The organism is Microbacterium sp. F2, from assembly GCF_052274505.1.
Taxonomy (GTDB): Bacteria; Actinomycetota; Actinomycetes; order Actinomycetales; family Microbacteriaceae; genus Microbacterium.
This window is the reverse complement of the sequence record NZ_JBNVBV010000001.1, coordinates 462,924-475,535: the sequence shown is the minus strand read 5'-3', so window position 1 is coordinate 475,535 and position 12,612 is coordinate 462,924. Positions and strand designations below refer to the sequence as shown.

The following is a 12,612-nucleotide window of genomic DNA, read 5'->3' as shown; positions in this document are numbered from 1 at the left end:
AGTGTTACCGCCGTGTTAAACCTCAGCGACGGATGAGCTCGTCGAAGAACGCAAGGTCGCCGAGGACGTGCTCGCGCATGAGATGAGCCGCGGCCTCCTCGCCGCCGAGAATCGACGCGCAGATGTCGCGATGCTCATCCCACGACCCGGCAGCGCGCGCAGCCAGCTCCGCTCCGAATATCCAACTGAGGCGGCTGCGCAGCGTCCTCAGCATCTCGACGAGTTCTCGATTTCCGGAAGCAATCGCCACCGTGTCGTGGAATCGCTCCACCAGCTCCGAATGGCGCTCGGGTTCGGTCACCGGGTCGAGGGTGCTGCCCTCTTCTGTAAGAGATCGAAGTTCGCGTGCCATCGCCCCTCCGTGGGCAGCCGCGGCAAGCCGCGCCGCCATCGCCTCGAGTTCGGCGCGGATCGCGATGAGCTCGCGGGTGCCCGATGACTCGGGCTGGGCGACTATTGCACCCTTGTATTTGCGCAACTCGAGAAAGCGCTGCTGCTCCAGCACCTGAAAGGCCTCGCGCACGGGTACTCGGGAGACGTCGAAATCGGAAGCAATCTCCTCCTCGCGAAGCCGGCTGCCGGGAACGTACGAGCCATCGATGATCCGTCCCCGGATCGCGGCGGCAATCACGTCGCGCAGGGGAAGCCCAGCACGAGAAGCCATGCTCCTCACTCTAGGGACCAACCCCGCCAGATGCCGAGTTCCGGTCGCCTCAGCTGGATGCTCCCCCGCTTGCGGACGATTCCGCCTCCGTCGCGTCCAGTCGCGCGTTCAGCCCGTCGACGATGCGATGCAAGCGATCATCCCGCAGCAGATCCGGCTCACGGGGTCGCTCGAACCCCACTTCGACGACATCGGCGACCTGCGCCGGTCTGGCGCTCAGCACGACGACTCGGTCGGCGAGGAACACCGCCTCCTCGACGCTGTGCGTGACGAGGAGCGTCGTGATGCGCAACCGCGTCCACACCGCCTGCAGCTCCACATTGAGTCGTCGTCGCGTCACCGCGTCGAGCGCTCCGAACGGCTCGTCCAGAAGCAGAACGGAGGGATCCAGAGCCAGAGCCCGCGCGATCGAGACTCGTTGACGCATCCCGCCGGAAAGCTGGGACGGGCGCGCATCGGCGAAGCCCCGGAGTCCGACCAAGTCGATCAGATCATCTACCTGGTGCCGATCGACGTCACGGCCCGCGACTCGGAAAGGGAGCTCAATGTTCTTGCGCACCGTCAACCACGGCAGCAGTGCGTGGTCCTGGAACGCGACACCCAGGCGATGATCGCGCGCGAGGACTCGCGGATGCTCACCGGCGATCGTCACGGACCCCGAAGTCGGCTCGTCAAGTCCGGCAATCATCCGCAAGATCGTCGACTTCCCCGAGCCCGACGGGCCGATGAGCGCGACGAACTCCCCCTCGGCGATCTCCAGGTCTACCCGCTTGATCGCCTGGACCGACGCTCCGCGCTTCAGCCGGAACGACTTCGAGACCGCCTCGACCCGCACGCTGCGCCCGAGAGGCGCGCCGGCGTTCATCGGCCCACCTGGAGTCGTGCGCGGTCCGCGATGCCGCGGGAACGCTCCGAGGCCTCCCGCACCAGGGCCGCGAGGTCGCCGTCAGCGCCAAGGAAGGTAGGAACGCCGCGTTCGACGACGACCCGACCGTCGACTATCACGGTACGTACCGCGACCGTGGGTTGCAAGAATACGAGCGCCGCGTACAAGTCGGCCGCGGGCGTCATCCGCGGCTCCTCCAGATCAAGGATGACGAGGTCGGCGCGCTTGCCGACCTCGATCGATCCGATCAGGTCATCCATACCCAGAACCCGCGCTCCCTCGATCGTTGCCATTTCCACGACCCGCTGCGGACTGATCGCCCCCGGGTCACGACTCACCGCGCGGTGCAGGAGCGCCAGGAGCTTCATCGAACCGAAGAGATCGACCGCATCCGAGCAGTTCGCATCGTCCGTGCCGATCCCCATCGGGATGCCCGCCCGGAGCATTCGCGGAACCGGCGCGACCCCGGCGCCTAGAAAGGCGTTGCTCGCCGGCTGCGTCGATACCCGGGTGCCCGATTCTGCGAGCAACCGGATCTCACGATCGGAGACGTCGATGCAGTGCGCCGCGAGCAACCTCTCATCGAGCGCACCGACGCTGTCGAGATACTCGACCGCGCCCATCATGTGCTGCACGCGCTCCCGCTCGTCCTCGGCGACGTGCATCGTCCACATGGTTCCGCGCTCGCGCGCGATCTGTCGGCTCCGCTGCAGGGCGCGTCGGGAGACGATTCCGGGGATCGCCGGCGACGGCCACACTCGGATCCGACCCTCACCGGCCCTGTCGTACCTCCGCACGATCTCATCGAGGTCGGCCAAGACGCGATCGGTGTCGACGAAGATGTCGCTGTCCGGAACGTCCGGGGCCTTCGCACGGACCGCGCCGAGATAATCCTCGAAACCCGGCGCAGGCTGGTCGGCGAACATGCGAGCGTATACAGCGCGGATGCCGCTCTCGACGAGGGCCTCGACAGTGCTCGCCGCGGTGGAGACCATGGAACGCGTTCCAGCATCCTCGTTGTCAACGATCGTCGTCACACCGTTCATCAACGCCTCCGTCGCGAACAGCAAGGTCGCGCACCGGATGTCGTCGTTCTCGTACACGCTCAGGCCCGGGTACAGCACGTTGTAGAGCCACTCGTAGAGTGGCCGATCGTGGGAGTAGCCGCCGCGAAGCAGGATCTGCGGCACATGGGTGTGCGCGTTCACGAGTCCCGGGATCACCGCGCGCCCCGCCGCCTCGATCACCCGCGAGCCGACGGGAATCTCGACGTTCGATCCCACTGCGACGATCTCGCCGTCCTCGACCAACACGGTCGCCCGCTCGAGGTCGCGGCGCTCATCGTCCATCGTCAGCACTCGCGCGTCAACGATCGCCACCGCGCTCATGCCCGCGCCTCCTCGCCGGCTGCCACCGCATCGAGCTCCGCGAGCAGCGCGCTACGACGGTCATCGTCGCAGAAGGCCGACTCGATCGATGTTCGCGCGATGGCGAGAAGGTCATCGCGCTGCCAGCCGAACGCCCGCGCGGTCGCGGCGTACTCCTGGTCGAGAATCGATCCCAGGGCAGTGCCGTCGTCGGTGTTGAGGCTGATCCGCACCCCGGCTTGCCGCAACTCCTCGACTGGATGCGCGGCCCGGCTCTCGGTAAATCCAAGAGCGACGTTCGACCCCGGGCAGATGCCGAGCGGGATGCCTCGGTCGGCGATCTCGGCGACCAGCGCCGGTTCCTCGATCGCGCGGAAGCCGTGATCGATACGATCGGCCATCAGGAGGTCGATCGCATCGCGGACACCCTCGGGACCACTGGACTCCCCTGCGTGAACGGTCCGGTAAATGCCACGGGATGCCGCGCGGCGGAAAGTGTCGGCGAACCTTGCGGACACACGCCCGGCAACCGCTTCGTCGCCGTCGATCGACAGGGCGACCACCCGCGGATGGTCCCGCTCCAGCATCCAATCCAGCAGTTCATCGGCCTCAGCGGCGGATTGCTGGCGCAACAAGCTCAGGCACAGGCCAGTCGACGGGAGTCCGTCCTGTTCCGCCTCTCGCCATCCGGCGTCGAGGGCGTCGACGAGTCCCGCGATATTTCCGCGCCAGGCCTCCCAGTGGGTCGGGTTGATGATCACGTCGGTGTAGCGGATGCCGCTGGCCGCCTGCCTCTGGGCGAACCGATAGGCGACGGATGCCGCGTCGTCGGCGGTCCTGACCAGCGACGCACCCCAGTCGAGGAACTGGAGAAATTCGGTGAGTCCGTCGAAATCGAAGAGCTGCTCGGCCGGTCGGCGAAGGGGCACCCCGTACTTGCCGGCCAGTCGCATCAGCTCCTCCCGGTCGATGCATCCGTCCAGGTGCACGTGGACCTCGGCTTTGGGTACCGTCCGTACCCAAGCCTCGTCGATGTTGTCGTTCACGATCATCCCTTCCCATTACTGCCGTCGTGATAAGCCGCTTCGAGCCACCGCGTCACGGCCGAAGCCAGCCCGAAGAATGCGAGAGAGAGCACTGTGGCGACGATGGCGGCACCCCAGGATCGCGACATGTCGTAGGAGACCCGCGACACCACGAAGAGCTGCCCGAGACCCGACGACCCGACGACGAACTCGGCGAGCAGCACCCCGACCACCGACCCGACCGCAGAGAGCCGGAACGCCTCCAAGAGCGAAGGGACCGCGGCCGGGAGATCGAGCCGCCGGAACCTCGTCCATCTCGAGGCTCCCAGCACCGTCAGCAGGTCCTGCTTGCTGCGCGAGGCGGAGGCCAGACCGCGCGACACCAGGACGAACGCTGGAAAATACGCGACCAGTGTGGCGACGACCAGCACGGTCGGCGTTCCGTAACCGACAATCCGCGCGAAGATCGGAACCATCGCCACCATGGGAACAGCGCGGACGATCAGCACCGCGGGCCGCACCGCCGCACGCACGACTCCTGAGAGATGGGCCGCGATGGCGAGTCCGATGCCAAGCAGTTGTCCCAGGACGAGACCCGTCGCGGCCAGCCCGGCGCTCACCGTGAGGTCGGGAAGATACGCATCCGGATGTCCGACCAGGTCGGCGAGAACACTCGCCGGGGAGGGCATGACGACCCGGTTGACCTGCCCGATCACGACCCACAGCGCCCACGCGGCGACGATCGCCACGACCGCCACGTTGTCCCAGGCGAACCGGGCGACCGCTCGCCCGATAGCCGTCACGCGCGCGTTCACAGCCCGAACCTCGCCGCGCTCCGCCGGGCGAGTGACGCAGCGCCGCCGTAGACGATGCTGGCGGGCACTGCGGTCAGGACCCCCGCCGCCCACAGCAACGGGATGTCGTAGTTCTGCATCGAGTTGATCAGCAGGGGCCCGATGCCCCGGGCGGAGCCGAACCACTCGCCGATCACCGCCCCCAACAGGGCCGCGGGAATCGCCAGCTGAAGAGCCGCGAACACCGCTGGGAGCGCCGCGGGCGCTTCCAGCTGCGCGAGCACCGCGATCCGCCGGGCACCCAGTACGGCAAACAGGTCCTCCTGCGCCGCCCGTCGGGTCCACAGCGCGGAGCAGATGACGACAAAGGCAGCGAAGTAGGCCGCTGTCGCCGCCAGCGCCGCGGGCACGACGGCGCGGGGCAGAAGGACCATGAGCAGCGGGCCGAGGGCGACGACCGGAACCGCCTCGACGAGAACCGCGAAGCGCTCCGCCGGGCGACGCGTGACCGGCATCAGGCGGGAGAGCACCGCGGTCGCCACCGCGGCGCTGATTCCGATCACGCCGCCGAGAAGCCCCTCCTGGACGGTCACCCCGAGCGCCCCCCACAACCTCGGCGCACGCGCGGGATCGACGATCACCCACAACACGTCGGTGAGGGGTGGCCAGGAGGTGGAGAGGACCCCGGTCCGGCCGATGATCTCCCACGCCGAGGCGAAGAGGAGCACGCCGATCACGATCTCGATGGTCTTTCGGGACCGCGTCGCCGTGCCGACCGGACCGAGGTCCTGCACAGTCATCGGAGCAGGGTTGCCGATCCGCCGAAGACCTCGTCGAGCAGCGATTCGTCAACGTAAGTCGCGACATCAGGAAGATCGGTCATGCCCGCAGCCCGCAGGATCGGGTACATCTTCTGCTCGATGTCCTCCGCCGAGATCCGCAACAGACCCGACTCCGCGGTGAGATCGCTCGTCGTCATCGGGATCTGATTGATGTTCTCCTTGATCTGCTGGCTCAGCGAGAGTCCCAGGTCGGCTCCCCACACGTCGACCGCGAGCTGCGCGGCCACTTCGGGGTCGTCGGCGTTCTTCTCCCAGCCCTTCACGGTAGCCCGCAACCAGGCGACAACCAGGTCGCGGTTCTCTTCCAGGTAGGTGCGGTCGACGAAGATCATGTTGGAGTAGACATCCAGACCCAGGTCCTGCCACGACACGCTGGTGTAGTCCACACCCTGCTCTTCGAGGATGAGTCCCTGGTTGGTGGCGAAGGCGGTGATCCCGTCGACGTCTCCGTTCACGAGCGCTTGCACGTCGTAGCCGATCGGCACGAACTCGTAATCCGGCTCTAGCCCGTTGATGGTGAAGATGGCATCCAGTTCACGCTGCTGCGCCTGGGGGCTTCCGATGCGCTTGCCGATCATGTCCTCGACCGAGTTGATCGGGTTCTCGGAGAGCGACAGGATTGCCAATGGGCTCTCCTGGTAGACAGCACCGACGAGCACCACGTCGGCTCCCTCCGACACGGCGTCGATGAACGAGGTGAAGTTCGTATCGAGTCCGATCGGTGCGTCACCGGATGCGACGATCTGAACGGTGTTGGAGACGTTGGGGCCGCCCGGCAGCCATTCGGCGACGATGCCCTCCTCCGCGTAGTAGCCCTCGCTCTCGGCGATCCACATTCCGGCGAACTCCACGTTGGTGACCCAGTTCAGCTGTGTCGCCACGACCGGAAGGGACTCTTCCTCGGTCGATGGCTCCGCCGCACAACCGGCGATCGTCAGCATCCCCACCATGGTCGCACCCGCCCAGGCGAGACGCCTATCGCGGTGGCTTGAAGTCTTCATAAGCCTCTCAATTCTCGCGGCAATCATGACGCGATCTCTCGCGTTTTGTATACGATCCATGCTCGCTGGCTGTCGTTGCGCGGGCATGGCCTGAACATTTCCAGCGTGTAAAAGATGCTGCGCCGCCCGCAGGGGCGGGTCACCGGCGCCGTTCCCGGCACTGAAGCGTTCGGCGAGCACCCCGAAGTCAGGCGGTCGCTGCGATCCTCAGGATCACAACGCCGACGATCGACGACCCCCGCGATCCGGGAATTCGCGCGGCGATACCTGGGCGTGCTGCCGTGGCGCCTCGCCCACCGGGCGCGGTTCCTCCTGCTGGTGGCGCCCGTGAGGCTCGTCGTCGTGGGCTCCGGGGCGGTCTGGACCCGTGGTCGGCGTGATCGGTGCCTTCACGTCATGATCGTCGCGTTCATCCGGCATTGTCAGGCCGACTGGAACGCCGAGGGACTCATCCAGGGATCGAGCGACATCCGGCTCAACAACACCGGACACCGATAGGTGGCGGATACCCCGATGACCCTGCGCTCACTGCCGTGGATGCGGTCGTGAACTTCCCGCTCCTGCGCGCCCGCGAGACGGCCCGCATCATCGCGGAAGGGCTGAACACCCCGTTCGGCACCGCGTATCCGAAGCTCGCCGAACGCGACTACGGCGAGCTGGAGGGCACCTCGGCCGCCGCCGCGATCGCGCGCTGGCCCGACCGGGAGTATCCGGACGCAGCGTCGCTCGACTCCGTCGCTGTGCACGGGGTCGTGGCCCTGACCCGCATCGCCACCGACTTCCCGGCAAGGCGGTGCTCGTGGTCTGCCACGGCACGCGAGGTGGTGGTGCTCGAGGGGCACGATCGTGCCGCCGCAGTCGCTCGTCGCGGGCATCCCGGGCAAGGTGCGCCGCGAGCTCACTGACGAGGAGGTCGCGGGGTTGCTCGGCAACTCCGCGCGCTATGTGCCGCGGTCGAAGGTGTACAAGGCGGCGGAGGGTCAGGACGCCGCGGGTTAGGACACCGCCGCGATCCGCAGGATCACGACGCCGACGACCGGCACCAGCGCGACGACCAGCGCCAGGATCGCGATGCCGCGCGCGAGACCGCGCACGAGGCAGACGATCGAGATCACCAGCGCCGCCAGCACGAGCGCGGCTCCGGCGAGGAACAGCACGATGAATCCACCCGCTCCGCTGCCGCTGCCGTCGAGGGCGGCGGGAACCCCGAGCACGAAGCCGGCGTACATGGCGGCGGTGCCAAGCACGGCGAGCAGGAGGGCGATGCCGGCAGGGACGCGGGTGGGGCTGACGTAGACGTCGCTGTCACTCATGGCGACCACCCTAGGTGTAGCGACCCGTGAGGTTGTGAAGGCGGCAGGTGGGGGTGTGGCCTCCGAGGGCGGTGTGGGGTCGTCGGTGATTGTATTCCTCGAGCCAGTCGGCGTAGGTGGCTGATCTTGCCGCGTTCGAGAGGTAGGTCGATGCGTAGGCCCACTCGGCGGCGAGGGTGCGGTTGAATCTCTCCACTTTCCCGTTCGTCTGTGGCCGGTAGGGGCGGGTGCGGATGTGCCGGACTCCCTCGCCGAGGGCCGCGGCGAAGTCGTGGGAGCGGTAGCAGGAGCCGTTGTCGGTCATGACGGCTTTGACGGTGAGGCCGGCTTCGGCGAAGTGAGCGCGGGCGCGGATCCAGAACCCGGCGGCGGTGTCCTTCTGTTCGTCGTCGAGCTCTTCGGAGTAGGCCAGGCGGGTGCAGTCATCGACCGCGTGGTGCAGGAACGAGTAGCCGGTCCCGGCGCGGCGGTTGCGGCGTCCGGCGTGACGGCCGAGCATCCGGTGGCCGCCACCGTCAGGGATCCGACCCAGTTTCTTGATATCGACATGCACGATATCGCCCGGCGCGGCCGCCTCGTACCGGATCGGTTTCGGCTTCCGAACGGGCAGCCCGGTGTTGCGGTCCAGATGCGACAGCCGCGGCATCCGATAGCGGGCAAGCACCCGACCCACGGTCGCCGGGTTCAACCCCAGATGCCAGGCGATCCGCCGAGCACCCCACCGCCGGTTGAAGCGGATCGCGACGATCCGCCGCTCCGTGCGACGGTCAAGCTGGGTCGGCGATCGATACGGACGGGAACTGCGATCAGTCATCGGCTGACCCGCCCGGTATCGATCGGCCCACTTCTTCGCCGTCGCCTGCGAACACTGGAACCGTTCCCCAGCCCGGGCGAGCGACCAGCCGCCGACAACGACCGCACGAGCAAGCCGAAGCCGCCCCCTCGGCGTCAAATGAGCATTAGCGTGAACCACGAAGACCTCCGGTCACCGATGCGAGTTGTCAGATACCCACATCGTCCCGGAGGTCTTCACCTACCCGCGACGCACACAACGTCCCGGGTCGCTACACCTAGGTCGCGGCCCAGCAGTTATCACCGCATGCAGGCACATCTCTCTGAGATCCTCACCACTGTCCACTCTCCCCAACTCTTGACCCTCTGACGTTCGCTGATCCGCCAACCGGACCCCGGACTCGCTCATTTCTGACTTCTTCACAAGAATGGACGTATCCTACCTGATATGGTAGCTGTTATCTTAGGTAGGAGGCGAAGGCATGAAAGGTGGCGTGATCCCGTTCCGGGGCACAGGCTCGGATGCCCTGCGCTATCTGGAGTCCGACCGCGCGCGGGCGGACGAGTATTACCTGGAGGCGGGGACCGCCCTGGCCGAGTTCACGGCGGTCGACGCCGAGGGCCGAGTGATCGGCGAGCTCGGGCTGACCGCCGAGGAGTACCGCCAGTGGGTTGGCTGGATCAACCCGCTCACCGGGGAGTCGATGGGCCGACCCCGGCTGCGGGGCGAGGGTGGCCGGGGGTCGCCCCGGTTCATGGAGATGGTCGTGAACGTCCCGAAGTCCCTGTCGGTCGCCGCCGGCCTGCACCCGGAGGTGTCCGAGGCCCTGGACGCCGCCCAGCGGGACGCGGTTGCGGAGATCCGGTCCTGGCTCGGCCAGCACTCGGTCACCCGCGTCGGCGCGCGCGGGAAGCAGGAGGTCGTGCCGATCGAGCAGCTCGAAACCGTGGCCGTGTCGCACAAGACCTCCCGTGCGGGCGACCCGCACCGGCATATCCACTTCCAGATCGGGACGCGCGTGTGGGCGGCCGGTCGCTGGCGCGGGCTCTACACCGCGGCGCTGTTCCGGCAGCAGGGCGCGATCCGCGCCCTCGGCACGGCGGTCATCGCCGCGCACCCGCAGCTCGCCGCGGTGCTCGACGCGCACGGTCTCACCCTTGACCCGGTGACCGGGGAGGTCGCGGAGCTGGTGCCGTGGAAAGCGGTCATGTCCAAGCGCGGGCAGCAGGTGGCGCGCAACCTCGCCAAGTTCGAGGCCGAGTGGGAGGCCGCGCATCCCGGCCAGGAGACGGGGCCGGTGGTGCGCGCCAGGTTGCACGCGAAGGCGTGGGATCATGAGCGGCCGAGCAAGAAGCCCAGCGTGCTCGGCTCCGAGGCCGGCTGGTTGCGCGAGTTGCAGGAGGCTGGCTACACCCCGGACCTGCCGCGCGCCACCGTGCAACCCCTGCGCACGCTGGACGAGCTGGCCGTGCAACAGGTCGCCTCCCGTGCGCTCGACCGCTGCGCGGCTGCTGCATCCGCATGGACCGTGCATGACGTGCAGGAGCAGGTGGCGCACATCGTCACCGAGGCCGGTGTGCGCGCCACCCGCGAGGAGCTGCGCGAGTTCATCACCATCACGACCCGGCTCGCGGCGGACGACTGCCTCTCGATCCTGCCGCCGGATGCGCCACGGCTGGAGCATGTTGCGCACCTCACGACGCTGCACGTAGTGGCCGTCGAGACGGAGCTGCGCGACCGACTGGCTGCACGCGCCACCCGGCCGGTGCACGGCGCAACCCCGCGCGTGCAGGAGCCGGGGCTGGATGCGGACCAGGCGCGCGCCGCCGCCGCGCTCGCCTCCACCCGGCCGCTCGTCGTGGTCGAGGGCGCGGCGGGCGCGGGCAAGACGACCATGCTCGGTGCTGCGATCCGCGCCGCCGGACAGGAGGGTCGTTCGGTGCGGGTGGTGACCCCGACGAAGAAGGCCGCCGACGTCGCCGCCGCCGAGCTGGGCGTGCCGACCGACTCGGTAGCGGCACTCGTCTACGACCACGGGTTCCGGTGGAACGCCGATGGTGTCTGGACCCGGCTGGCCGTGGGCGACACGGACCCGGTGACGGGCGCGACCTACCGCGGCCCGGCGAAGGAGAACCGACTGGCCGCCGCCGAGCGGGTTGTGGTGGACGAGGCGGGGATGCTCGACCAGGACACCGCCCTCGCCCTGCTGACCGTCGCGGACGAGGCCGGCGCGACGCTCGCACTCGTCGGGGACCGGGCGCAGCTCCCCGCCGTGGGGCGCGGCGGGGTGCTCGACATCGCGGCCGCGCTCGTCCCCCGCGTCTACTCGCTGACGAGCCTGCACCGCTTCGCGGACCCCGACTACGCGCAGCTCACCCTCGCCCTGCGGACCGGCCGCGACCCGGCCGAGTTGTTCGACCGGCTCCACGCGCTCGGACTCGTGCGGCTCCACGAGGACACCGAGGCGCTGCGCGCCGCGGTCGCCGCCGAGCGGATCGACGGAGCCGCGATCACCGCGGCGACCAACGACGAGGCGCGCGAACTGAACACTCTGATCCGAGAGGACCGGGTGCGCGCGGGCGCGGTCGACGACGCCCGCACCATCGACGGCGCGGACGGCCTGAGCATCGGCGCCGGCGACCTCATCCAGACCCGCCGCAACGACTCGGAGATGGGCGTGGCGAACCGGCAGACCTGGATCGTCCAGCACGTCAGCGGCGACGGCAGCCTGTGGGTGCGGGACGCCGCGAGCCAGCGGAAGCAGCAGCGCACCGTGCATCTGCCCGCCGAGTACGTCGCCGAGCACGCGCACCTGGCCTACGCCGCGACCGCCTACGGCGTCCAGGGCATGACTGCCCCCGCGTCGCACACCGTCCTGTCGGACGCGCTCGACGCGGCCGGCGTCTACGTCGGCCTCACCCGCGGGCAGGAGGAGAACAGGCTGCACGTCGTCGCCGCGGACCTCGGGGACGCGCGCGAGCAGTTCCAGGCCGCGCTCGAGCGGGACCGCGCCGACCGCGGACTGCGCGAGGCCACCGAGCGGGCGCAGGCCGCCGTCGCGGGCATCGTCGCGGACGGGCCGGTGCGCGTCGTGAACGCCGAGCGCACCCGACTGCGGCAGAGCATCGAGCAGGCCGAGCGCCAGGCGGCACGGTGGGCGGAGGCGGCCGAGGCGATGGAGCGCCAGTCGGCCGCGCACCGCGTCGAGGCCGAGGCGCTGCTGGCCGAGGTCGAGGCCGCCGCCCAGCAGGTCGAGGCGGCACGGGCCGAGGCCGTCCCGCCGCTGGTCGAGCAGGCCGGCACGGACGCCGCCGCGGTCCTCGCGGTCAGGGAGCGCCACGAGACGGCGATCGCCGCCAGGAGCCGTGCCGGGGCGCTGAGGCGTCGGAGCGCCGACCGGGCGCTGACCGAGGCCGAGCGCCAGCGCCACGAGGCCGAGCACCTGACCCGGCAGCGGTGGGGCTCGATCCCGCGTACGCCGGAGCAGGCGCCGGCGTGGGCGCAGGCGGCGGCCGAGCAACAGGCCGAGGCCGACCCGCGGCTGGCCGACGCCATGCGCACGCACGCGCAGGCCCGGCAGGAGCAGCGCCGTGCCGGGGACCGGCAGGAGCGGCAGCGGGCCATGCTGCACACGCGGCTGTTCAGCAAGCCGTACAGCACCGGCAGCCCGCGCCGCCAGGCCGAGAGCGCCCAGCAGCAGGCCGAGGCGCTGCGACGCCAGCTCGCGGAGCTGGAAGCCCTGCCGGTCGCCGAGGCCGCAGCCCAGGTCGAGGCCCGAGCCGAGGCCGAGCGCGTCGCAGCCGAGGCCCTGGCGCGGCGTGCCGCAGAGCTGCACGACTTCACCCGCGACCAGCACCGTCCGAGCCCGAGCAGCGGACCCGACTTCGGGCCGAGCCTGTAGCGACGCGCTCGGGGGCAAGTGCGCGC

At 69.2% G+C, this 12,612-nt stretch carries 12 protein-coding genes and 1 pseudogene; 4 read left to right on the top strand and 9 right to left on the bottom strand.

Features of this window, described 5'->3' with window-relative positions; all coding sequences use genetic code 11:
• Window positions 1-22 precede the first annotated feature (22 nt).
• Genes ACQVDU_RS02375 through ACQVDU_RS02345 form a run of 7 tightly spaced genes read right to left on the bottom strand, consistent with a single transcriptional unit; the run spans window position 23 to window position 6,579 of the window.
• Window positions 23-664 carry a GntR family transcriptional regulator gene (locus tag ACQVDU_RS02375; protein ID WP_195691669.1) on the bottom strand — a complete coding sequence of 214 codons (642 nt, stop codon included), beginning with the start codon at window positions 662-664 and terminating at the stop codon, window positions 23-25.
• A 49-nt stretch (window positions 665-713) separates the two neighbouring features.
• Window positions 714-1,529: an ABC transporter ATP-binding protein gene (locus ACQVDU_RS02370; protein ID WP_228178107.1), complete on the bottom strand. Its 816-nt coding sequence runs from the start codon at window positions 1,527-1,529 to the stop codon at window positions 714-716.
• Entirely contained in the window at window positions 1,526-2,938 is a 1,413-nt protein-coding gene (locus ACQVDU_RS02365; protein WP_195691670.1) for an amidohydrolase family protein, read from the bottom strand. Before ACQVDU_RS02365 ends, ACQVDU_RS02370 begins: the two co-directional genes overlap by 4 nt.
• Entirely contained in the window at window positions 2,935-3,963 is a 1,029-nt protein-coding gene (gene add, locus ACQVDU_RS02360; RefSeq protein WP_228178106.1) for an adenosine deaminase, read from the bottom strand. The genes ACQVDU_RS02365 and add overlap by 4 nt, the downstream gene beginning before the upstream one ends.
• A gap of 2 nt (window positions 3,964-3,965) precedes the next feature.
• Entirely contained in the window at window positions 3,966-4,757 is a 792-nt protein-coding gene (locus ACQVDU_RS02355; RefSeq protein WP_195691672.1) for an ABC transporter permease, read from the bottom strand.
• Window positions 4,754-5,536: an ABC transporter permease gene (locus ACQVDU_RS02350; protein ID WP_195691673.1), complete on the bottom strand. Its 783-nt coding sequence runs from the start codon at window positions 5,534-5,536 to the stop codon at window positions 4,754-4,756. The genes ACQVDU_RS02355 and ACQVDU_RS02350 overlap by 4 nt, the downstream gene beginning before the upstream one ends.
• Window positions 5,533-6,579 carry an ABC transporter substrate-binding protein gene (locus ACQVDU_RS02345; protein ID WP_443476178.1) on the bottom strand — a complete coding sequence of 349 codons (1,047 nt, stop codon included), beginning with the start codon at window positions 6,577-6,579 and terminating at the stop codon, window positions 5,533-5,535. Before ACQVDU_RS02345 ends, ACQVDU_RS02350 begins: the two co-directional genes overlap by 4 nt.
• 114 nt (window positions 6,580-6,693) lie before the next feature.
• Between ACQVDU_RS02345 and ACQVDU_RS02340 the strand changes: the two genes are divergently transcribed.
• The 3 genes and pseudogenes from ACQVDU_RS02340 to ACQVDU_RS02330 form a co-directional block, all read left to right on the top strand.
• Window positions 6,694-7,077 carry a histidine phosphatase family protein gene (locus ACQVDU_RS02340; RefSeq protein ID WP_267189647.1) on the top strand — a complete coding sequence of 128 codons (384 nt, stop codon included), beginning with the start codon at window positions 6,694-6,696 and terminating at the stop codon, window positions 7,075-7,077.
• Complete coding sequence (locus ACQVDU_RS02335) at window positions 6,963-7,484, top strand: histidine phosphatase family protein (RefSeq protein ID WP_443476177.1); 522 nt, start codon at window positions 6,963-6,965, stop codon at window positions 7,482-7,484. The genes ACQVDU_RS02340 and ACQVDU_RS02335 overlap by 115 nt, the downstream gene beginning before the upstream one ends.
• Window positions 7,417-7,578: pseudogene (locus tag ACQVDU_RS02330) on the top strand (gamma carbonic anhydrase family protein); the annotation flags it as partial. The gene ACQVDU_RS02335 and the pseudogene ACQVDU_RS02330, both read left to right, overlap by 68 nt.
• Here the strand turns inward: ACQVDU_RS02330 and ACQVDU_RS02325 are convergent.
• Entirely contained in the window at window positions 7,575-7,892 is a 318-nt protein-coding gene (locus ACQVDU_RS02325) for a hypothetical protein (RefSeq protein ID WP_195691675.1), read from the bottom strand. The pseudogene ACQVDU_RS02330 and the gene ACQVDU_RS02325 sit on opposite strands and share 4 nt — an antisense overlap.
• A gap of 10 nt (window positions 7,893-7,902) precedes the next feature.
• A complete protein-coding gene (locus tag ACQVDU_RS02320) occupies window positions 7,903-8,865 on the bottom strand; it encodes an IS481 family transposase (protein WP_195691676.1) in 963 nt (320 codons plus the stop codon).
• Window positions 8,866-9,166: 301 nt separating this feature from the next.
• On the opposite strand from ACQVDU_RS02320, the gene mobF reads away from it, so the two are divergent.
• Window positions 9,167-12,586: a MobF family relaxase gene (gene mobF, locus ACQVDU_RS02315; protein ID WP_228178104.1), complete on the top strand. Its 3,420-nt coding sequence runs from the start codon at window positions 9,167-9,169 to the stop codon at window positions 12,584-12,586.
• Window positions 12,587-12,612 lie beyond the last annotated feature (26 nt).